At 40.7% G+C, this 22,552-nt stretch carries 20 protein-coding genes and 2 pseudogenes; 15 read left to right on the forward strand and 7 right to left on the reverse strand.

Features of this window, described 5'->3' with window-relative positions:
• Nucleotides 1-21: 21 nt before the first annotated feature.
• The 15 genes and pseudogenes from ACX27_RS35475 (at nucleotide 22) to ACX27_RS32555 (ending at nucleotide 16,872) form a co-directional block, all read left to right on the forward strand.
• On the forward strand, nucleotides 22-762 hold the full coding sequence (locus ACX27_RS35475; protein WP_335337731.1) for a hypothetical protein: 741 nt from the start codon (nucleotides 22-24) through the stop codon (nucleotides 760-762).
• On the forward strand, nucleotides 759-3,293 hold the full coding sequence (dpdF, locus tag ACX27_RS22200; protein WP_062295592.1) for a protein DpdF: 2,535 nt from the start codon (nucleotides 759-761) through the stop codon (nucleotides 3,291-3,293). Before ACX27_RS35475 ends, dpdF begins: the two co-directional genes overlap by 4 nt.
• Nucleotides 3,290-3,487, forward strand: a complete 198-nt coding sequence (locus ACX27_RS22205) for a hypothetical protein (protein ID WP_062295594.1) — start codon at nucleotides 3,290-3,292, stop codon at nucleotides 3,485-3,487. The genes dpdF and ACX27_RS22205 overlap by 4 nt, the downstream gene beginning before the upstream one ends.
• Nucleotides 3,465-4,199, forward strand: a complete 735-nt coding sequence (gene dpdG / locus ACX27_RS22210) for a protein DpdG (RefSeq protein WP_144427511.1) — start codon at nucleotides 3,465-3,467, stop codon at nucleotides 4,197-4,199. The genes ACX27_RS22205 and dpdG overlap by 23 nt, the downstream gene beginning before the upstream one ends.
• A complete protein-coding gene (locus ACX27_RS22215; RefSeq protein ID WP_062295598.1) occupies nucleotides 4,196-4,423 on the forward strand; it encodes a hypothetical protein in 228 nt (75 codons plus the stop codon). Before dpdG ends, ACX27_RS22215 begins: the two co-directional genes overlap by 4 nt.
• A 34-nt stretch (nucleotides 4,424-4,457) precedes the next feature.
• Entirely contained in the window at nucleotides 4,458-4,850 is a 393-nt protein-coding gene (locus ACX27_RS22220) for a hypothetical protein (RefSeq protein ID WP_062295600.1), read from the forward strand.
• 36 nt (nucleotides 4,851-4,886) lie between these two features.
• On the forward strand, nucleotides 4,887-7,283 hold the full coding sequence (gene dpdH, locus ACX27_RS22225) for a protein DpdH (protein WP_062295602.1): 2,397 nt from the start codon (nucleotides 4,887-4,889) through the stop codon (nucleotides 7,281-7,283).
• On the forward strand, nucleotides 7,274-7,531 hold the full coding sequence (locus ACX27_RS22230) for a hypothetical protein (RefSeq protein WP_062295604.1): 258 nt from the start codon (nucleotides 7,274-7,276) through the stop codon (nucleotides 7,529-7,531). Before dpdH ends, ACX27_RS22230 begins: the two co-directional genes overlap by 10 nt.
• Nucleotides 7,500-7,979, forward strand: a complete 480-nt coding sequence (locus ACX27_RS22235) for a hypothetical protein (protein WP_062295606.1) — start codon at nucleotides 7,500-7,502, stop codon at nucleotides 7,977-7,979. Before ACX27_RS22230 ends, ACX27_RS22235 begins: the two co-directional genes overlap by 32 nt.
• A 23-nt stretch (nucleotides 7,980-8,002) precedes the next feature.
• Nucleotides 8,003-8,650 carry a hypothetical protein gene (locus tag ACX27_RS22240; RefSeq protein ID WP_062295608.1) on the forward strand — a complete coding sequence of 216 codons (648 nt, stop codon included), beginning with the start codon at nucleotides 8,003-8,005 and terminating at the stop codon, nucleotides 8,648-8,650.
• A complete protein-coding gene (gene dpdJ / locus ACX27_RS22245) occupies nucleotides 8,559-11,765 on the forward strand; it encodes a protein DpdJ (RefSeq protein ID WP_083468801.1) in 3,207 nt (1,068 codons plus the stop codon). Before ACX27_RS22240 ends, dpdJ begins: the two co-directional genes overlap by 92 nt.
• A 145-nt stretch (nucleotides 11,766-11,910) precedes the next feature.
• A pseudogene (locus tag ACX27_RS31140) lies at nucleotides 11,911-12,629 on the forward strand (IS1 family transposase).
• 25 nt (nucleotides 12,630-12,654) lie between these two features.
• Nucleotides 12,655-14,295, forward strand: a pseudogene (glf, locus tag ACX27_RS22255) (UDP-galactopyranose mutase); the annotation flags it as partial.
• Nucleotides 14,296-14,344: 49 nt separating this feature from the next.
• Nucleotides 14,345-16,591: a family 1 glycosylhydrolase gene (locus ACX27_RS22260; protein WP_062295612.1), complete on the forward strand. Its 2,247-nt coding sequence runs from the start codon at nucleotides 14,345-14,347 to the stop codon at nucleotides 16,589-16,591.
• A gap of 134 nt (nucleotides 16,592-16,725) precedes the next feature.
• Nucleotides 16,726-16,872, forward strand: coding sequence for a hypothetical protein (locus ACX27_RS32555; RefSeq protein ID WP_158507415.1), 147 nt, complete (start codon nucleotides 16,726-16,728; stop codon nucleotides 16,870-16,872).
• Nucleotides 16,873-16,935: 63 nt separating this feature from the next.
• Here the strand turns inward: ACX27_RS32555 and ACX27_RS22265 are convergent, their stop codons facing one another.
• From ACX27_RS22265 to ACX27_RS22285, 7 genes are all read right to left on the reverse strand, one after another.
• A complete protein-coding gene (locus ACX27_RS22265) occupies nucleotides 16,936-17,925 on the reverse strand; it encodes a glycoside hydrolase family 43 protein (protein WP_062295613.1) in 990 nt (329 codons plus the stop codon).
• Between the two features lie 73 nt (nucleotides 17,926-17,998).
• A complete protein-coding gene (locus tag ACX27_RS34215) occupies nucleotides 17,999-18,268 on the reverse strand; it encodes a phytanoyl-CoA dioxygenase family protein (RefSeq protein WP_235526324.1) in 270 nt (89 codons plus the stop codon).
• Nucleotides 18,269-18,275: 7 nt separating this feature from the next.
• On the reverse strand, nucleotides 18,276-18,809 hold the full coding sequence (locus tag ACX27_RS22270) for a phytanoyl-CoA dioxygenase family protein (protein ID WP_235526325.1): 534 nt from the start codon (nucleotides 18,807-18,809) through the stop codon (nucleotides 18,276-18,278).
• Nucleotides 18,810-19,156: 347 nt separating this feature from the next.
• Nucleotides 19,157-19,243: an IS1/IS1595 family N-terminal zinc-binding domain-containing protein gene (locus ACX27_RS35825; protein ID WP_418006841.1), complete on the reverse strand. Its 87-nt coding sequence runs from the start codon at nucleotides 19,241-19,243 to the stop codon at nucleotides 19,157-19,159.
• Between the two features lie 56 nt (nucleotides 19,244-19,299).
• Nucleotides 19,300-20,013: a heterocyst differentiation pentapeptide repeat protein HetL gene (hetL, locus tag ACX27_RS22275; RefSeq protein WP_062295616.1), complete on the reverse strand. Its 714-nt coding sequence runs from the start codon at nucleotides 20,011-20,013 to the stop codon at nucleotides 19,300-19,302.
• Nucleotides 20,014-20,329: 316 nt separating this feature from the next.
• Entirely contained in the window at nucleotides 20,330-21,418 is a 1,089-nt protein-coding gene (locus tag ACX27_RS22280; RefSeq protein WP_235526326.1) for an NAD(P)H-dependent flavin oxidoreductase, read from the reverse strand.
• 125 nt (nucleotides 21,419-21,543) lie between these two features.
• The gene (locus ACX27_RS22285) at nucleotides 21,544-22,416 is read right to left on the reverse strand and encodes a 6-carboxytetrahydropterin synthase (RefSeq protein ID WP_062295618.1); all 873 of its coding nucleotides are present in this window, start codon (nucleotides 22,414-22,416) and stop codon (nucleotides 21,544-21,546) included.
• Nucleotides 22,417-22,552 lie beyond the last annotated feature (136 nt).

Here is a 22,552-nt window from a genome sequence, read left to right on the forward strand (position 1 = left end):
GTAGCAAATCAACAGCCTGATGTGAAACTCTACCGTATTGGTGAAAAATTTATCGAAGCACTATCATCTTATATCCATTGGGACGACCGAGGTAAAGCTTTTGCGATGTGGCGAGTTGAAGAAACTTGGGACGCGGGCGAAGGTGAAGAGTGGTATGGTTTCCGATTTAATTACGTTATTGAAACAAATTTAACAAATTACAAAGAAACTACTACAAAATCTAAAATTTTGCAAAGACGTGTCGATGGGTTATTCCCGCCAATTGTAGAAAGTGTATTTATTGATGCCAGATATGAACCAATGTGTGCTGTTGAAGATGAGACTCTATTAAATATCCTGAAACGGTCTTATAAAGGCAAAGGGAGTAAATGCCGAGATTACAACTTAGCTAAAAGTCGTTTATCTATTCTTGATAACTTTATAGATTCGAGCAATTGGCCAGAATTTTGCTATCAGGCGCGTAGTAAGTCTTTAGAATTACTCAGCCAACGTCCCGAATTTATTGCATTATGTGAAGATAGCGCCACCCGTGCTGAACAAAAGTTAGGTAAGAGATTAGACCAATTGCGCCTGCGTCTAAACCGACTTATTAACCAAGAGCATATTTCTAATAAGGTACTGGAGCAAGAACTCAATAACGAAACGACATTAAATCAACTAATTATCGAAGGAATTCGTCATCCTAGTATTCGTCTTGATTCTGTTGGCTTTATTATCGTTTCTGGGCGAACTCCAGTGCAATCCCAGGAGGATGATTTATGAATGATTCCTTCTCAGAACTTCGGGAAATTCTCAAAACAGGTAAAATTCCTGAGGATATTAGTAATGTTACAGAACCTTGTCATTGTCGCTTATTGGATGCGCTGCAAAACTCGCCTGGGTCTGGGGATATTGTTAGCCTAGTGCGTCATGTGTTGCGACGGGAAGATGAAAAACAGGGTGGAAGTTCTCCAATTTATCTCCAAATACCTCGAAAACCGCCTTTTCTCGATAGCACTATTTGGGAGCAGGCTAGTATAACCGTATGGGGTGAAGATAAAGAACACTATCTCATCAGTGCCCGTCCTTGGCAACCGGAATGGCTTGATCTTGCTGACCAATATCCGCCAGATGCACCTTTATTTCAAGAAGAAAACCGACGGAATTATGAACCAGTTGCGGGCGATCCGTTTTTGCAGCTCGTAGAGTTAGATGCTTATCGTAGTATCGGACAGCGTGAAGCAATTCGTGCAGTTTTGACTGCTCCTGATAATTCAACTTTAATCCTTAACTTACCTACAGGTGCGGGAAAAAGCCTTTGCGCTCAACTACCTGCATTGCTGAACTCCAGAAACAATAATGGTGTCAGTGTGGTAGTTGTCCCGACTACTGCGTTGGCTATTGACCAAGAACGGGCATTGAAATCTTTTGTACACCATGCCACAGCGTATTATAGCGATGATACTGTGGAGGGTAAAGAAAGAAGGGAAGGGATACGCGATCGCATTCGCGCTGGAACTCAAAGAATAATTTTTACCTCTCCTGAAAGTTTAATGGATTCCCTTGCACCTGCTCTGTACGAAGCAGCCAAACTGGGAATTTTACGGTATTTCATTATCGATGAAGCACACATGGTAGAGCAATGGGGTGATGATTTTCGTCCAGCTTTTCAAGAAATTCCTGGCTTGCGAAAAGATTTATTACGTCTTAGCTCTTTTAATACTTTATTACTAACAGCAACATTAACTGAATCTTGTTTAGACACCCTGGAAACATTATTTGGTCAAGATTTACAAGTTATATCTGCTGTACAATTGCGACCAGAACCTGCTTATTGGTTTAACAAATGTCCCAGTGAAGAAGTTAGACAACAAAGGCTAATTGAAGCAGTTTATCATCTTCCTCGCCCGTTAATTATTTACGGGACTAAAGTTAAAGATGTCGAGGATTGGAAACGAGAATTAACCCGCGCCGGATTTAAAAGATGTGATCTGATGACAGGTAAATCTACTACTCAGGAACGGGAGCAATTAATTGAAAAATGGCGGGAAGGAAAGATTGATATAGTTGTTGCTACTTCTGCTTTTGGATTAGGTATAGACCAAGCAGATGTGCGAGCGGTAATTCATGTTTGTATTCCCGAAACTATTGACCGTTTCTATCAAGAAGTTGGACGAGGAGGACGAGACGGGAAAGCTTCATTATCACTCACATTATATACAAAGGAAGACTTCAGAATTGCTGAAGGGCTAAATGATAAATCAGCAATAACTATTGAATTGGGTTTGCAACGTTGGCAAACTATGTTTTATAAAAAAGAAACTATAGGTGATGGACGCTTTCGTGTACCAATAGAAACGCCTCGTTCATTTCAAGACAAAACTATTGATAAAATAAATTACCAAAATAGGGCTTGGAATATACGTACTTTGACGCTGATGAACCAAGCAAATCTAATTGAAATTGACTCAGCAGAACCTCCCCAGAGGAAAAACTTTGAATCACAATCAGAAGAAGCTTATCAAGCAGCTTGGGATTTGTACCGCAATTCTCGCATTATTCGTATCTGTAATCAATTGCACGATAAAAAATTAACTTGGGAAACTGAAGTTGAACCAGTGCGCCAGAAACGCCAAAGCTGGAGTTATAAAAACTTGCAATTGATGAAAGAAGCTTTAAACGCTAAACGTTGTATTTCAGAAATATTTGCGGAGGCCTATGGCATTCCCTCCCGTCAAACTCCAGAAACCAGAAATCCGGTTATAGTTTCTCGCGCTTGTGGGGGTTGTCCCGTTTGTAGAGAAAATGGCGTTACACCATTTCCAGGAATTATGCCTAGTTCCAGACCTGTATGGCAAAAACCCAATTTTATTCTCGGTCAAGAAATGCAAAGAGTGATTGCAGATGAAAGAATCTTGCTTATTTTCTATGACTCCCTGGAACAATTGAATAAGTTTCAAAGAGGTAAAAAATTGTTTAGGTGGTTAATAGAACAGGGAATGAGGAATATTGTAATTTCTCCAGATTATCATTATTTTTTGCAAGAACCTAGTAGAATACATAACTCATTTATATTTCTATTTGATAGTTACGAACCTGTACTCATGCCACGTATTCCTACTCTGATTTTTCATCTTCCAGGGATGCCTCTCCCATTAAAATATTTATCAAATTACAGTACGTCAACTACAACACGCATTATTTTACTTCCTATAAACACACCAGATCCAAACAGAGAAGACAGACGACTAATTAATGTTTTTTCTGGCAGATATTTTAAATTTGATGTATTTTGTACGGAGATTAGTATATGAGCGTTTTAAAAACAGGTTTAGCTCACCCCAGTAGAATGCGAGGAATATTTAAATATTTACTCCATGTTAAAGGACAAAGAGAGAATAGAGACGTATTAGAAAGCATATTATCTCCTGATAAATTAGTTGAACATGTGCCAGAAAATAAGGAGAAATTGAAAGACAAAAAAAATGTCACATCCCATGTTCAATGATGCTCTTAGGGAAAGTATAAAATGTAAACTTTTAATTGAAGAGGATGAAGAAGTTGCAATTAATCCAAATTTACCACAAGACGCAATAAATCCTCAGCTTGGTGACAGGCTATTACCTGATACTTTCACTTATCTATTTTTTGCATCTGATAACGAAGATGAAGAAGACTTTGGTCGAGTTTGTGCTTGGTATTTAGCACAGAATATTTATGATGCGCCTGGAACTTGGGAAGAAGTAGAAAATCTGGTTAGCGAACAAAAAGTAGGCGATTTTTTGAAAATGTCAAGCAGTCGCCTTTTTGTCCAAATGGATGACTGGATGCGCTACCTGGGTTTTGCATGGGGTCATACTTTAGGAGGAAAACCTGTAACAGTTCCAGATCCAACTGCTTATTTTAAACGAAATCTCAAGCATTTGTTTAATGGACGACAAGAAATTACAATTCAAGATTTTATTAATAGATTAGCAAAACGATGCCCTTTATTTGAAACCGGAAAGTTTCGAGAAGAAGTAGAAAACCAAATTGGCACACGGGAACCTAATTTTCTTTCTACAAGTACGGCTTTTGCCTTATTCAGACTTCAAGATGAGGGTGAGATTCAGCTTGAGAGAAAATCTGATGCAGCCTTGATGATTTTACCAAAAGTCAATAACCAAGTGGATGATCATGGGCGAATTTCTCACATTATTTGGAAAGGAGAAAAATCATGACTTTTGAAAAGTTTGTCTGCTGGCATCTGGATATGATTCGTCAGGTGATGAATGTAGAAGCAACCCAAACTGCAAATCATTTGTTTTTGGCTACACATCATCCGATTGCAATGTACCGCCAGGACTCTATTAAGGCATTATCGAAGAGCGAATACAATGAATTGCAGTTTTTTCATGATTTTTTAGCTGAAAAAAAATTTTGCTTTTGTACCCGTTTTAGGTGAATCAGGTACTGGAAAATCTCACCTGATTCGTTGGTTGCAAGCTAATATAAAATCAACTGATAAACGAAAGGTACTGCTAATTCCCAGAATTGGGACAAATTTAAAAGATATCATTGAAAAAATTTTAAATGTTGCGGAATTTGAGGTAGATAAATTAGATGAGTACCGTAAACGTTTAAATCAATCGAGTCGTACTTTTACAGATAAAGGTGCAAGAGAACAATTATTAAACAATTTAGCTTTTCAAGTTGGTATTAACGGACAACATACACGGGCTAAACTTGCTGATAAAGAGACTCAGGACTATCTAATTGAAAAATTACCTGCTTTGTTATATGATAATTTTTTTTCGAGAACATTTATTAAAAGATGGAAAAATTATTCATCGTTTGGTAATTCATACACTGGGATATCAAAATACTATTGAAGATATTAACGAACGTCGTGAGTTTCTATCGAAGATTTGCCACTTAATATTTTAGATATTCAAAAAGCTGGAGAAAAGGCACGAGAATTTTATAGTTTATTAATAAATGATGAGGATCTAAAGAAGCAAACTGTAATTTGGTTGAACGAACACTTGGATGAAGCCATCACCCAAGTTTTAAATTTTGGTCGAGAAGACTTGCAACAATTAATGCGGGAAGTTCGAGAGACATTAGCGGATAAAAATATTGAATTAGTGCTTTTAATTGAAGATTTTGCGAAATTACAAGGTATTGATAGAGAGGTATTAGAAGCCGTTTTAGCACGACCGCAGCAAGCAGAAAATAAGCCTTTATGTGCTATGCGTACAGCTTTAGCTTGTACTACAGGTTACTTTGAAGGGTTAATTAAAACATTTGATACAGTACAACAGCGTGTTACCTTCAGTGTCAATCTTAATATTGATGCAGTTGGTGAACAATCTTTAATTACTCAGAATGATATTCAGGTATTTGTTGCGAGATATTTGAATGCTGTTCGTTTAGAAGAAAGGGAAATTGAAAATTGGGGAAATTCTCAAAATAGAGATGAACTACCAAGTGCTTGTAGCGAATGCGAACATTCCCACGCTTGTCATACAGGATTTGGACATGTTCAGGGAATGGGTCTTTATCCTTTCAATTCTAAAGCTTTAGCGCACATGTTTAGTAGGGTAAATCCAGGTGAATTTAATCCCCGAATTTTAATCAGAGATGTTTTAAAACACACTCTAGAAAATTCTATTGATGATATTAAAAATGGAACTTTTCCTTCAGTTACTTTAGGAAACTACTTTGGTAACATGAGATTGAGTACTGATGTAAAGTTACATATTCAAACTAAAGATCCACAAAATTCAAAGCGTCGGGAGATATTTTTAGATTTGTGGGATGATAGTAATGAACTTTGCAATTTGTCTCCAGAAGTTCATACTGCGTTTAACTTACCTCTGCTTGATGTCAAGACTAAACCGAAAGAAATTCCGCAGGTTATACCCGAAAATCGTCGAGTACCGCCAAGGGTTGTAGAACCTTCAGGGGAATATCAGATTGATACTTCGCTACAAGAAAAGCTGGAAGAACTCAACAGTTGGAATAATCAAGGACAACTCTCAGATACGCTTGCACAACATATTCGTCAGTTACTTTTCCCCGCTATTATCAAAAAAATCGAATGGGATACGGAAATGCTGCTGAAGGGTAGTTTCATCGGTAGTGGTGGTAAGTTACTTAAGCAAGAAAATCTCATTTTCCATAACCCAAAGAAACTTAAGAGAACACGTTATTCTGGAATTATTGTATCGCTGCCTCTTAACCCAGATGATGATAAGGAATTTACAGAAACTGTATACGTAATTCAAGGTATATTAAAGTACAATAAATTCGGTAACTGGAAGTTTGAAAATGGCGATCGCTATTTTCGTATGTACGCAAAGTATCTAGAATGCTGGAGTCAGTACGTCATCCAAAAAATTCGCCTTTATCCCCGAGAGTCTGGTGAACCTTGGAACCCCGTACCTGCTGCGGTGGAATTGTTAGCGATTAGTGCCACAATGGCAGGGTATCCTACTAATACGCTCGAAAATTTGATTAATTCTTTGTTTATCGACTTAGATAAAAACGATGATACGACTCGTGCATCTAGTTGGAAAAAGCTGTTTGATACTTTTAGTTTCAAGAGAAACCGAGAAGCATTATTAGATATTGTTAAAAGTCGAATTGCTTGTACAAAAGGTAGTAATTCAACATTTCAAATTATTGATGCTATTCAAATTGTTGAGCCTTTAGCACAAGTACGTAAATCTTGGCAACCTCAACAGCAAATTCCTGAAGATGTCAGCGATAAGTTTCCAGAGTTACAAAAGGTACGTCAACAAGTCGATGAACTTCTAGAGAAAGCCATCCAAGAAGAGTACGAACGACAGCTAGATATTTATCAGCGTCTCATATCTGAATTTGGAGAAGATGTTAAGAAAAAGGATGTGATTGACGTTCTTAAATCTGCAATGGAAGCAGCAGAAGATGCAGGTGTATTTGGTGCTAAAAAGGACTTGATAACAACTGAGTTAGAACAGTTCAGGCGTACAGCAATTAACCCTTACAAAGATACAATGAAACGCGTACAAACTGAAAAAGAAAACCCAGAAGGTAACATCGGTAAATTACTTCAGTACTTGAGTGAAGATTATCAAAAAGTCATTACTGATTCTTCAGAATTTCTTAAGAACACTAATAATTTTCTAGATGCTTCGATTCTTGAAGCAAAAAGTCGTATTGCAGAATTAGAAAAATCTGAAGGTGCAACAGTAGAATCAAGTTTTCAAGAAATTTGTGAGGGGTTAGCCAACTTACGGAATCTAATGAATGAAATTAAGGGGGATACAAAATGCTCTTAGAAAAATCACAGGAACTAATAGAGTTATCTCAACGTAAAAAATCTCTGCAAAATTTTGCAGCTAATCTTCAAATTATTCAAACTAGGCAAAAGCAAATAACTGAGGCTGTTGTAACCATTCAGCCACTTGTGGAAGCATTAAAAGCTTTTCGCCAAAAGGGTATTAACAATATTGATTTAACTCATAAAGCAGAGTCAGTATTAAATTTCATTCTCAATGCTGAGGATAATTTACAAAAAAAATTCTGATTGGATTCTTGATAATAAAAATTTTAAAGGTAGCTTTTTAAAGTCAAATATAGATAGTCTAAAAACTACGCTAGAACAGCAACTGAGCGAAGCATGGAAAAGCTACCGCGACCAACAAATGCCTAGCACTAAGAATGAAATACTCAATTTACTAGCTAAAGTAGAAGCTTTTAAACATACAGTTCTGCAAATTCAGATTATAGATGGAGAAATAAAAAACGTTACTTATCCCAAAAATAATGCTGAATTTGCGATATATGAACGTAAAATTGAACAATTAAAATATTATTGGAATACTCTCAGTTCTGATGAAGTCCCGGAAGCGGTATTGCATTTCCTGCGAGCAGCAGCCAATCAAGGAGCGCCTTTAAATCTTTTAACTCCAGAAGTTCAAGATTGGATTAATCAACATGGTATTTCTGATTCTTTAAAAATTCGCTTGATTTAAGAGAAGGTAGGGGCAGAGTAAGGGTGACTACTAATTGGGATAAAATAATTAGAGAGTTTTTAGATAATTTGGAACGCCAAGAAGTCCAACTTTTGACGTGGGGAATCGTTGATGGTGGATTTTCTGAAAATGAAATTGTAGAACTTGCGGAAGATTTTCTAAATACTTGCGAAATTGATGAGGATGTTTGGGCTTTTTTAGACCAAATCCTTGAACGGAAATTGTTGTTTGAATTGAATCTTAGAGGCGATCGCCTTTTCCGCACCCGGATGGCGGAAGCAGTGAGATTATTTGCTCGTCTTCGCCAACTGTTCCCGAATAATAATTGGCAAACATCTCCTACCTTAGTTGCTGATTATCGCTTACAAATCCGTCCGAGAATTTATCCTAACAGGTATATTACGCCAGAAGCAGTAATTCAGCAGTTGGCAGCAGACAAACTGCTAACTCCCTTACAGCAGAAAGCGGTTACAGCAATACTATGTTCTCGCGATCGCGGTGAAGTTCAACTTGCAGACTTCCAGCTACGCGCTACAAGGCGGATGTTGCAGGATTTAAACAGCACAAAAAAGTCGTGGGATGATTGTCTGTGCTGGGACAGGAACCGGAAAGACTTTATCTTTTTACTTACCTGCGCTGGCGCATATTGCAGCTTTGTTGAAAAAGGATGAGTATTGGAGTAAGGGACTAGCAATTTATCCCCGTAACGAACTCCTCAAAGACCAATTTTCTGAAACCTATCAAGAAGCACGTCGTCTCGATGCTGTCCTCAAGGCAGAAGGTAAGCGTAAAATTCTCATTGGTGCATTTTTTGGCTTAACTCCCAGAAGCGCAACTTTAGATCGGGTACAAGATAAATGGGAAGCTGAAAGTGGTGGCTTTACTTGTCCTTACCTGCGGTGTCCCAGATGTGAAGGTGCGCTATCTTGGCGACGGGCTGATGTGGAAGCGGGTAGAGAAAAACTTTCTTGTCTCAACCCATCCTGCGGTGCTGTTATCCAAGAAGATGAAGTAATTTTGACGCGCGATCGCATGGCGAAAACTCCCCCAGACCTAGTTTTTACCAGCACAGAAATGCTCAATCGGTCTATGGGAGACTCCCGTTACGGTCATGTATTTGGCATCGCGGCGGCGAAAAAGCCTCAGCTAGTTTTGTTGGATGAAGTGCATACTTATACAGGTATCCACGGCGCACAAGTTGCTTACCTGCTGCGGCGTTGGCAGAAAATCATTAACAAGAAAGTCCAATTTACCGGACTTTCAGCAACTCTACAAAGTGCAGCAGAATTTTTCAGTCAACTCACAGGTTTAAACCCTGGTTCAGTGGAGGAAATTTCTCCTGGTGAAGACCAAATTGCTGAGGGGATGGAGTATCAATTAGTTCTTAGAGGCGACCCAGTATCAGGGACAAGTCTTTTATCTACCAGCATCCAAACGGCGATGCTGCTGCGGCGCGTACTCGACCCATCTGAAGACCCCCCTAGCAGAGGTTTCTATGGTTCCCGTGTTTTCGCTTTCACTGATGACTTAGATGTTACCAATCGCTTATTCCACAACCTTTTGGATGCCGAAGGTCGAGACAGTTGGGGTCGTCCCTTGCGAGGACGACAACCATTAGCAGCATTGCGATCGCATAGTGCAACTGATGGTAGAGAAAGGCTGATTGCCGCACAATCCTGGCTATTGTGTGAAGAAATCGGTCACGGTTTGCAACTGCCTTTAAGCATTGGGCGCACCAGTTCCCAAGATACCGGAGTTACGCCAAATGCAGATGTGATTGTGGCTACTGCATCTCTGGAAGTGGGATTTAACGACCCAGAAGTTGGAGGTGTCATCCAGCACAAAGCACCGCGAGATATGGCATCTTTCTTGCAAAGGAAGGGACGGGCGGGACGACGCAGAACTATGCGACCTTGGACAGTGGTTGTGCTTTCTGATTACGGACGGGACAGAATCGCCTATCAAGGCTACGATATGCTGTTTAATCCGGTTTTAGAAAAGCGATCGCTTCCCATCGCCAACCGCTATGTTATCCGCATTCAAGCAGTTTTCGCCTTTATGGATTGGGTTGGACAGCAATTAGCTGCAACTAGAGGAAGTGTCTGGAGAGACTTTGCTACTACTGATTTATACTTAATTAACCGTCAGCGACTAGAAATAAAACTGATCAAAAACATCCTGGAAACAGAAGCAGGACAACGCAACTTAGAAACATATCTGCAATCAGCACTACACCTTACCAAAGATGAAGTCGAAGCAGTTCTTTGGGAACCACCCAGGTCATTAATGATGGCGGTACTTCCGACTTTGCTACGGCGTTTAGAGTCTGGTTGGAAGCGCCTTCCGATTCAGCAAGATGAATCAGACAAAGACTATCAAACCCGTGACCCCTTACCTGATTTTGTTCCCCCGAACTTATTTAGTGACCTGCTGTTGCCAGAAGTAACGATTACTACACCACCACAAACGCACCACAGTGAGCCAGATGTTAATTCTATGCCAATTGTCCAAGCCCTGAAAACCTTTACCCCAGGCAGGGCGACGCGCCGTTTTGGGGTGCAGCATATTTATGCAACCCACTGGATTGCTCCGTCAGATTTGCAACAAAGAGAACAAGAATTCCCCGTAGAAGATTATTGTGCTGAGTTTGAAGAAGCAGGGTATTTTCAATTGTGGCAAGATAGGCAAATTGTAGATATTCGCTGCATTCGCCCTTGGGCAATTAATCCTACCCAAGTTCCTGCCGATATTTCAATTACCTCTAACGCCCAATTGGAATGGCGCAGTCAAATCATACCACCCGACTTAGGAATAAAACTCGAACTGCCTCAAGGTTCTCCCTGGTGCAAAATTATCACAGAAGTTTGTTGCTTTACTCACACTCAACAATCGCCCCTTGAAGTGCGGCGGTTTGCGATCGCATCCCATGCTAACATCCGCTTCGACAATGGGCAGGAACTTGATACAACAATTCGCTTCACCCAGAAACAGGATGGTAGTTCGGCGGCTGTGGGATTTGCCCAATCTGTTGACGGTCTAGTATTTCGCTTTCGGATTCCGCCTAATTTTACTATTAGTCCCAGCGATGCCAATCAAGAGAAAATTCGGGGGTTTCGCACGGCATATTTCCGCTATCGGGTATTGACAGATGACAGATTGTGTGAATTAACAAATGTCTTTCAACGGGAATGGCTTTATCAAATTTATATATCGATGCTTACCGACCACGCATTGACAGCCAAAATCTCCCTACTTGAAGCTTTTGAGGCGCTTTTGGGTGAAAATATGGGTCAAGAAATGGCAAGGGTTCTGGACAATATCTTCCAAACATTGAATGTTGAGGAAACTTTACTAGAAGAAGGGGAATCTGCACCGGAACAAATTCAGGGACGGCAGAGGGTACATGATAGATTGCTGGCACTTGGCAACGCAGATATCATCCAAACTATATTAAATGACCTGGCACCGATTCTCTGGTCAGAACCTGATGAGGAGTGGCATTCTTGGGCAGCTTTACGTTTTAAAGCGACCTTGGGAGGTGCGCTGCTGGATGCTTGCGGACAATTGTGTCCTCATTTTGACTTGGGCGACCTGATTTTAGATATCGATCCTGGCCCGCGTCCACCAGATGCACCTGCTATTTCCGAGGGAGTAGAAGAAATTTGGATAACTGAATCTACGATTGGTGGCGGTGGGGTGATTGAGGAAATCTTGCGGCGCTATGCTGCTGACCCGGCGAATTTTTTTCCGCTTGGCGGGGAGTGCATTGTCACCTGCGGATTTTGAGATTGTGGACTCGGAATTGACGCGGTTACTGGAGTTAACTCAAACTAGTGCAGATGTTGTCGATGCAATGGCAGATGTGCGGTTCGCCGCAGGATATGGTGAATTAGGCGTTGCATAATGAGAATATGAATTAGGGTGAATCTTCATGGAATGTCCGCGTTGTAATTCCTCTCATATCCGTAAGAACGGTAGACAAAGAGGTAAACAAAACTACATTTGTGCAGATTGTGGTCGTCAATTTATTGAATATCACAATCAAAAGGGTTATGGTGACGAAATTAAACGAGAATGCTTAGAAATGTATGTTAATGGTTCTGGTTTCCGTGCCATAGAAAGAGTAAAAAAAGTACATCATACAACAGTAATTTATTGGGTGAAACAAATGGGTGGTCAGTTACCAGAACATCCCGAAACAGCTGAAATACCTGAAATAACTGAAATTGATGAATTAGAAACTTTTGTCGGGTCAAAAAAAACAAAATTTGGGTATGGAGTGTAGTCAACCACAAGACTTCGGGGATTTTAGGATGGGTTTTAGGAGATAGAAGTTCAGAAACTTTTCAACAGTTGTGGCAGAGGATTAAAGCGTGGAACTCATATTTTTATGTAACGGATGGCTATCCGGTTTATCCATGTTTTATTAATCAAGAAGACCATCTTGTGTGTAAAACTTATATGACACGAGTAGAAGGTGAAAATAGCAGATTAAGACATTATTTAGCCCGATTACATAGAAAGACTTTTTGTTATTCTAAGTCAGTAGAAATGCTGGAACTCTCTATTAGATTGTTAGTTTATTATCTCCAGCATCGTTGTATTCCAATGCGGGAGCAAAGCCCCCGCGAGGATATAGCGATCGCATAATTCATCTTGTGATTCAGCAACGCCATTGCGTGGGGTTGCCCAAGCGCGTCCCGACTGGCATTTAGTGATTATTGGCCCAGTGGTGAAAATTGATCCCACAATTCTACCCCAGTCTGAAAATATTCATTATCTCGGTAGTAAAGACTATCAAGAACTACCTCAATATTTGTCAGGCTGGGACTTAGCGATGTTGCCATTTGCGCGCAATGAAGCAACCCGCTTTATTAGTCCTACGAAAACACCAGAGTATTTAGCCGCCGCTAAACCTGTAGTTTCTACTTCGATTCGAGATGTAGTTCGTCCCTACGGAGAGTCGAAACTGGTGCGAATTGCAGACACAGTTGATGAGTTTGTCGCCGCCGCCCAACAGGCGATGCAAGAAGATAATGCAGAATCAGGATGGCTGAGTCGAGTCGATACTTTTTTAGAAAAGATTTCTTGGGATCGGACTTTGGCATCAATGATTAAGCTGATAGATTCAGCGATCGCTATTCACGACAAAGAAGATAAAATGAACTCCAATGGTGCAGTTGCAGGTAAACAAGCACCAAATTTTATTACCAGAGATTTTGTCTTTGATTATCTAGTTGTTGGTGCAGGATTTTCTGGCAGTGTGATTGCTGAACGTTTAGCTACTCAGTCCGGTAAGAAAGTCTTAGTTGTAGATAAACGCAACCACATCGGCGGCAATGCCTACGACCATTACAACGAAGATGGAATTTTAATTCATAAATACGGGCCGCATATCTTTCATACCAACTCCAGCGAAGTTTTTGAATATCTTTCGCGCTTTACCCAGTGGCGTGCTTACGAACATCGCGTTCGTGCCAGCGTGGATGGACAATTGGTTCCCATTCCCATAAATCTGGACACGATTAACAAACTCTATGGTATGAATCTTAATGCTTTTGAGGCGGAAGAGTTTTTTAAATCACTGGCTGAACCGAAAGAATACATACACACATCAGAAGATGTGGTGATTAGCAAAGTTGGTCGAGTATTGTATGAAAAGTTTTTCCGGGGTTACACCAAGAAGCAATGGGGACTTGATCCATCAGAACTTGATAAATCAGTAATAGCCAGAATTCCTACACGTACCAATCGTGACGATCGCTATTTTACCGATACTTATCAAGCAATGCCACTACATGGCTTTACCCGGATGTTTGAAAATATGTTAAATCACCCCAACATCAAGGTAATGCTGAACACTGACTATCAAGAAATTGAAAAGGCAATACCTTGTCGAGAGATGGTTTATACCGGGCCAGTTGATGAGTTTTTTGATTATCGTTACGGCAAGCTACCTTATCGTTCACTTGATTTCAAGCACGAAACACACAACGCTCCAGTATTTCAGCCTGCGCCAGTTATTAACTACCCCAATGAACATCTTTATACCCGTGTGACTGAGTTTAAATACTTGACTGGACAGGAACATTCTAAAACTAGTATTGTTTACGAGTTTCCTAAAGCTGAAGGCGATCCTTACTATCCCGTACCACGTCTGGAAAATCAGGAGATTTACAAGCAATACAAGGCATTAGCCGATGCTACACCAGGAATATATTTTGTAGGACGGCTGGCAACCTATAAGTATTACAACATGGATCAATGTGTTGCTCAAGCTTTGTCTGTTTACAAGCAAATTGCTGTTCAGGCTTAAATAATTCTGCCGAGCTAATACGGTTCGGTTAAACAAATTAGTATAAGTTATGACTTTTACTGACAATTTAAAACATCCCCTGGAAGTTTGGGCTGGTGTTGAGTGTACAGTCAATCGTGTGGGTGAAAAATATTTTGACCAGTTAGAACGCAATGGTCATGCAGTCCGGTTGGATGATTTGGAGTTATTTGCTGGACTTGGGATCAAGAAAATTCGTTACCCGGTGCTGTGGGAAAGAGTTGCACCTAATGGATTAGATAATGCTGATTGGTCATGGTCAGATGAGCGACTGGGAAGGTTGCAAGAACTTGGTATGACTCCGATTGTGGGCTTGGTACATCATGGCAGTGGGCCGCGTGATACTAGTTTGATAGATCCAGCATTTCCGCAAAAATTAGCTGTGTTTGCCCGTGCGGTTGCAGAGCGATATCCTTGGATCAAACATTACACGCCTGTCAATGAACCACTGACAACAGCACGATTTAGTGGAATGTACGGTCACTGGTATCCTCATGGACGAGACAATTTAACTTTTATCCGTGCTTTGTTGGTGGAGTGTGAAGCGATCGCACTTTCTATGAAAGCAATTCGAGAAGTTAATCTTAATGCTCAACTGGTGCAAACAGAAGATTTGGGTAAGACTTACAGTACAGCAAAACTAGCTTATCAAACAGAATTTGAAAACGAACGCCGTTGGTTAAGCTTTGATTTATTGTGTGGTCGCATCAACCAAAATCATTTTATCTGGGATTACTTATGTAAAAGTGGCATGAGTGAAACCCAGCTGCAAACAGCTTGTGTAAATTCTTATTGTCCACCAGACATCATTGGCATTAACCATTACTTAACAAGCGATCGCTTTTTAGATGAAAATCTAGAAAACTATCCAGCTTGCACACATGGTGGTAATGGGCGGGATAATTATGCCGATGTCGAGGCTGTGAGAGTTTGTGCTGATAGTGTGGCAGGCGTGTATACATTACTGCAAGAAGCATGGAAACGCTACAATCTACCAATAGCTGTTACTGAAGTTCATCTTAGTTGCACTCGTGAGGAGCAACTGCGCTGGTTTTATGAAGCTTGGAATGCTGCTCAGAAATTACAAAATGAAGGTATAGATATTCGTGCGATTACAGCTTGGGCGCTTTTAGGTAGCTACGACTGGAATAGTTTATTAACTCGCGCCGTCGGCTATTATGAATCAGGCGTATTTGATTTACGTTCTCCCCATCCTAGACCAACTGCGATCGCTAAATTAGTTTGTGATTTAGCTACTGGTCATCAACCTAATCATCCCTTATTAAATACACCAGGATGGTGGCATCGCTCAGAGCGTTTGCTCTATCCAGCAGTTAGTTGTATTAATGAGGGGAGTACGGACTGGGAAATAGTCAGTGGAAAACAAACTTACCCCACTCCCAACTTTCAACTCCCTACTCACCCTTTAATCATAGTTGGCGCAAGAGGAACATTAGGCAAAGCTTTTGCGCGGTTGTGTGAAGTTCGCGGAATTACATATTGCTTACTGTCACGGCAAGAAATGGATATTACAGATCCTGCTTTTGTTGATGCAGTGCTGGGCGAGTTAAAGCCTTGGGCAATTGTCAACGCTGCGGGGTATGTGCGCGTAGATGATGCAGAACGCGAGCCTCATATTTGTTTAAAAATCAATACTGAAGGAGCAGCAATTTTAGCTACTGCTTGCGCTCAACATAACGCAGCACTGTTAACTTTTTCCTCAGATTTAGTATTCAATGGTGCTGTAACTAACCCTTATGTAGAAACTGATAACGCTGCCCCCCTCAATGTATATGGTTGTAGTAAAGTGTTGGCAGAAAAGTTAGTATTGCAAGCTTATCCTGCATCATTAGTGATTCGTACTAGTGCATTTTTCAGCCCTTGGGATGAGTATAACTTTGTGACAATTGCCTTACGTGAACTGAGTGCTGGTAATACTTTTGTAGCGGCTGAAGATGCAGTTGTTTCGCCTACTTATGTGCCGGATTTGGTTCACGCGAGTCTCGATTTATTAATTGATGGTGAAAGCGGTTTATGGCATTTGGCTAACAAAAGCGCGATCGCTTGGGCTGATTTAGCTCGATTAGCCGCAAAACAAGCAGGTGTGAGCATCAAGAATTTAGTTGCTCTACCTACACAACAACTTGGTTTAATTGCTCCTCGCCCAACTTATAGTGTACTTGGTAGCGATCGCGGTCAAATCATGCCTTGCCTCGACAGTGCAATGTCCCGCTACTTTGAAGAGATAACTAACCTAAGTTCGACAAGTTTGTTTTAACTTCTCCCCCAGCCCTTCTTTGAAGCAGAGCTACGGTGTACACACCAGTCCAAGTAAAGTAAGAAGGGAAAGAGTTGTGGGGAGGGAGAAATTCACCGCCCTGCAATTGTAATGTGTCGCCTCACATCAACGATGTGTCAGCTCATATTAATAATGTATCGCTTTACATCAACGATGTGTCGCCTTACACTAACATTGCATCGCTTCACATCAATAATGTGTCGCCTCACATTAACATTGCATTGACCCGCGATCGCAATTCACCAACTTGTATTCTTTAATTCCCCTCCTCAATACCCAAATTTGCATGAAATTATTACCCATGCTTGGCAATGGCATAAATTCTAAGTAATAGTCTGCCTTGTCCAGGTAGGGCCTTGGCAACGAGGCCCCTGTGGTGTCCAAATGAGTTTATCTAAACAAATTTGTCGCATATCCATGTTTTGAGTCCAAGCATGGTAGACGATATATTCTGTGTGACCATTTGGCCCAACAACAATAGAGTTATGTCCTGGCCCTCTCACAAAATTAGGCACAGACTTTAATACTCGTGGCCCAGTTTCGTTACCAGCATCAGAGTAAGGCCCCATTACATTATCAGCAACACCATAATCTACACCATAGTTCTCTGTTTCCCAGCGTCCACCACTATAAAAGCAGTAATATTTACCTTCATGCTTACGAACACAAGGGCCTTCTAAAGTATGCCAATCATAAATTTCACCATACATCAAACGGTTGGCTAAAAACCTTTGCCAATCAGACTGCGCCCGTAAAACAACCTTCTCCTCACCAGCAAGGCGTGTCATACTTTGTAGTCTATCTACAACTAATGCTGTACCTACACGCACACCATCTTCTGTATCCAAAAAATCGCGAGCATAAAACAAATACCACTGCCCATCGTCGTCACGAAATGGGTGTGGATCAATGGCAAAGGAACAAAAATTTGGATCTACTAGTGGTTCGCCAATATCTTGATAAGGCCCCAAGGGACTATCACAGGTAGCTACACGCAGTTGATGATTCTTGTCTTCATGTCCTACAGAGTAGTAGAGATAAAATTGTCCATTATGGTAAGCAACTTCAGGAGCCCAAAAATTATTGCCAAGGGCTGGGTCTGGTCGTAGCAGTGCGTTATCAACAAAATGCCAATTCACAAAATCGAAGGAGCGCAACAAAGGAAAGACACGGGATTTTTTATTACTGTTAATATCATCTACGGCACCTTCTGCTTCTGCTGCACCAGTACCGATCGCATAATACACGCCTTCGTATTGCCAAACAAATGGATCGGCAAAATAACCTTGGTAGACTGGATTAATATATTCCATAGTTAATAGTCAAAAGTTCTTAATTAGCAGCCTCATCATTAGTCATTAATAACTAATGACTAATGACAAACAACTAATATTTGAAATTGATATAAGTTTCGACTTTTTTCCTAGACAATTGCTCTACCACCTCACACCGTAGCATCTGCCTTAGTTCTTCTGGGAGAATATCATAATAATCTTGTGGCAGAGTCAAATCTACTTTTGGTGTGTGTAACCAGTGCATAACGTAACCCATGACTACCATTGGTCTGGGCTGGTTTGTCCGGTTTGGTGAACCCCTGTGTAGTGCTAAAGGCGATCGCACCATCACATCCCCAGGCTGCATATAAAATGATTCCATCGGAATTTCACCTGAAGCAATTTTTTTGTAATCCCTCTTCACGCCCTAACACATGAGTTCCTCTCGCCATTTGAAACGGGCCGTTGTCTGCGGTGACTTCCACAAGCGGAAAGTTAACTGCTAAGGCGTAAAGAGGTGTAACGATGCGATCGCAAAACAATGGACGAAAATCCCGATGAGTTTCCTGAAAATCTGAACCTTGGAAAGGGACATCAACCCCTAACTGAACCATTACGTATTCTTGATAAAACACGCGCTGAAGAATACCCATAATTACTTGGTTAGCAAAAACCAACTCATTAGCAAACGGGTAAATCCAAGGCAAGGTTAGATAGTAGCGAGAAATTTCACGAGGAGCTAAACCACCAGGTTGATTTTGACGATCATGAAATAACTTTTCAAAAGCTTCTAACCACTCTTCAATCAATTTTTGCTCAAAAACATGAGGAATCACACAAATTCCATCTCTATTCAATTCTTGAGCAAATCTATCTAGGTCGGTAGCTGAATATTTAGCTATACCGCCTATACTTTGCACCATTTTTCTTAACCTCTCCAATGGAAATATTTAGAGCCACATTTAAATCAGGCTCACACAGCAGTTTTGATAATTGCTAGTCGATAATAACGCAAGTTATTGATATTTAACCTGTTAATTTTAATAACAATTAGTGTTAGTAATTCAATAATTTAAGCGAACTCATGTATTCACTGTCAGTCTCTTATTTAATTATGGTTATACCAATTTGAAAAAAGAATGGGACATATAAAAATCAGGAAAGTCTTACTGGAGCTAGATTTCTTAATTACGTTAGCGACGAAGGAGCGTCATTGCGAATTGGTATTACAAGTCCCTGAATTTATTTATGAGGATTATCTTTTTACCTTTTACTTCTTAAACTTGAAGCGTTGTTTTCCATAGTGAGTGTGTCCATTTTTCAAGATATTGCTTGAGCCGCACTTAGGACAGCACATAGCTCTGGTATTGAACAACACTTCCTGACTATGGACTACTACTCGATCGCTCCTATTCAATCATGAATGCTACCATCAGGCATAATTGCTCCTTGAAAATCAACATTGGTGAGAATAGCCCCCGTTAAGTCTGCACCTTGGAGGTTGGCTTTTCGCAGAACAGCACCTTCTAAATTGGCATAACTCAAATCTGCACCTTGTAAACTCGCCCCACTTAAATCTGCGGCTAAGTTACCCCATTGTATTGTCTTACTCAGATTAGCTCTACACAACTTGGCTTGATCTAAGTTAGCGTGATGCAAAGAAGCCGCTCTGATGTCAGCGTAACTCAAATCTGCACCACTCAATACTGCATATCCTAAATCTGTGCGCTGGTTAGAACTGGGACGCAAATCTACTTGAAACAGTAGAGAACGCGATAAGTTTGCTTTATGCAAATTAGCACCACACAAACTTGACTTAATTAAGTTAGTTTCTTCTAACCGAGTATTGACTAATTTTGCACCCGTTAAATCAGCTTCTCGCAAAACAGCACGATATAAATCTGCTTCACTTAAATCTATACCCCAAAGAATAGATTCACTCAAATCTGCTTCTCGTAAACAAGCTTGACTAAGATTAGTTCTGCCCAGTCTGGTTTGACGCAAATCAGCATAGCTAAAGTCTGCACCTGTAAGATTGGCACTAGTTAATTCAGCTTCTTGCAAATTCAGTTTTTGGAAGTTTCTTTTGCCAGCAGTATAAGATTTGAGAATGTCATTTATGTTCATAAATTAATGTTAAAAATTCCTAGTTTCAGCAATTACTTTAAAATTTTATTGTAATTAAATGTGAGTTCGATGAATTATTTTTCGTCTTCCTTTCGCCTTGGTGGTGATGTTTGTCGAACTCAAGTTAATTAAAGCGCAGCATTAGCCACAACGCAGATTTGGCGATAAGTTACTCGTAAGTAAGTCGGTGGGAAAAAACATAACTATATGAATAAAGGTGAATTAAACTAAAACCCTCTTTAATCCTGCCTTCTGCCTCCTGCCTCCTGCCTTTTCCCAACTACAAATATTTACGTCGCTATACTTACTGTTGATATTAAGCCGTCAAATCTGCCATCAATTCTGCAACAGACATAATGCGCCCAGGGTGGCTAACATTAGCACCAGAAAAAATTAAACCATGTTCCACATCACCACGGGCAGCTTGCGCTAGGGCATTGAGTAAGCAATAGGTTTTGCCTTTGTCTCGAAACAAACAAGTTTCCAAACAGTTAGCAATACACAACCTTTTCTGTGATGAATCGGTCATAATTTCCTCGGCGAAGGCATTGCGTAAAGCACGACTCGGTTTGCCGACGGGACTGGGTACAGTGACAATATCTGCTAAATTCGCTTGCAAATGACGTTCTTTGTAACGCTGATTGGCATCACATTCAATTGTGGTGATAAAGCGAGTACCCATCTGCACGCCATCAGCGCCAATTGCTAACATTTGATCAATATCGTGGCGATCGCTAATCCCACCTGTCACAATCACAGGTATCCTTGCACCCATCGTCTCGGCTAAATAATTCCGAATTTGCGAAATCACCCAGCCAACCGAAAACCCTGGAACATTTATCTGTTCGCATTGGGTAAAATGTCCGCCTACTTTCTGGCAATTTTCCACAATTAAGGCATCTGGTAGACGATTATATCGATTTTTCCAAGTTTGGCAAAGAAACTGGGCTGCATCAAAATTAGCGATCGTTGGTACAAGGGCAACATCAGGAAAATCAGCCGTGTATTCTGGTAAAGTTAAAGGCATTCCTGCCCCAGTCACAATTAAATTTGCACCCTCGGCTGCGGCAGTTGTGGCTAATTGGGCGTAATCTTTCGTACCTACAAGAATATTCACACCTATCACCCCATCAGGGCTGATATGTCTTGCTTTAGACAATTCATCAATCAGTGCGAGTCGATTGGCACTAAAAAAACTACTCGGTTTGCGTTGATTAAAGTAGGGAGAATCTAAACCCAGTCCCAGCGAAGCAATCATCCCCACGCCCCCAGCATTAGCAACTGCGCCAGCCAGTTGTGCGCCAGCAACCCTGACTGCCATTGCCGCTTGCATGATGGGATAACGGGCGATATGTTTACCAATCTGCAAGGGATGAAGCATCGAGGGCATTTGATTATTACTCATTCTTAACTAAATAGCTAAGGAGTAATTTTATCATTTCCGTGTGACTTTTCCTGGATAGTCATCCTTTTGCGTGAATTTCTGTTGATGAAAAATTAGAGACGCAAAATTCCGCGTCTCTAACAAAACTACAACCTAACTAAAACAGGTTGGCTATCTACTGCACCAACAGCATCTGATTCTGTATCTGTGCAGTAGATTTCGCAGGAGTTATTGGGACTCTCGATGAGTTTGACTTTGTAAAGCTTGGCTCCTAAATTTTGGATTGGCGATCGCAATAAATTACTAATATACAGGGCGATATTTTCCGCAGTCGGTACAACCTCAGCAAAATAAGGCACATCTTTGTTCAAAAAGGTGTGATCAAATGGTTCTACCACATAATCTGCGATCGCTTTCTGCAACGCACCCAAATCAACAATCATCCCGGTGCGCTGATCAATTTCACCTTTTACAGTCACTTCTAAATGATAGTTGTGTCCGTGGCCGTTAGTCCGAGCGCATTTACCATAAATCTCAGTATTATCTTCTAAGCTGAGATCAGGATGTGCCAAGCGGTGCGCGGCGCTGAAGTGAGTACTGATACTGAGGTAAGCTTCCATTGAGTTTCCCATATAATCTGCCCAAAGTTCAGGATGTTCAAATAACTGTACGCGGACTACAGGCAAGTGGGGTGCTAACCGCCGCCAGATAACCCGTGCAATATTTTCAGTGGTGGGTAGAGTTTCTTGAAATTCTGCCCAGACATCATTGAGATAAGAAAAATCCAGAAGGCTTGTAACTTCGCGTTTAATGACTTGTTTGACATCAGACAAATTCAGCACCATACCATACTTATCTAGTTCCCCAGCCAGGGAAATGAATAAGACATAGTTGTGTCCATGTCCAGGAAATTTTGAGCCAGCACCAAATTTCTCAAAATTCTCAGCTTCACTCAGTTCGGGTAGCCAATAGCGATGACTAGCCGAAAATTGAGCGCGGCGATTTACGATACATTGCATGAGTACACTGGGAGAAAAATTTAAATTTTCTTAATCTTTCACTTTTTCCAGCATAAACTAATTTCTTTGTCTGTGGCTTTCATTTTCTAGCTTTTAGAATGAATACTCATACCCTAAACCTACATCTGTCAGCTGC

Source organism: Nostoc piscinale CENA21 (genome assembly GCF_001298445.1).
Lineage (GTDB): Bacteria > Cyanobacteriota > Cyanobacteriia > Cyanobacteriales > Nostocaceae > Nostoc_B > Nostoc_B piscinale_A.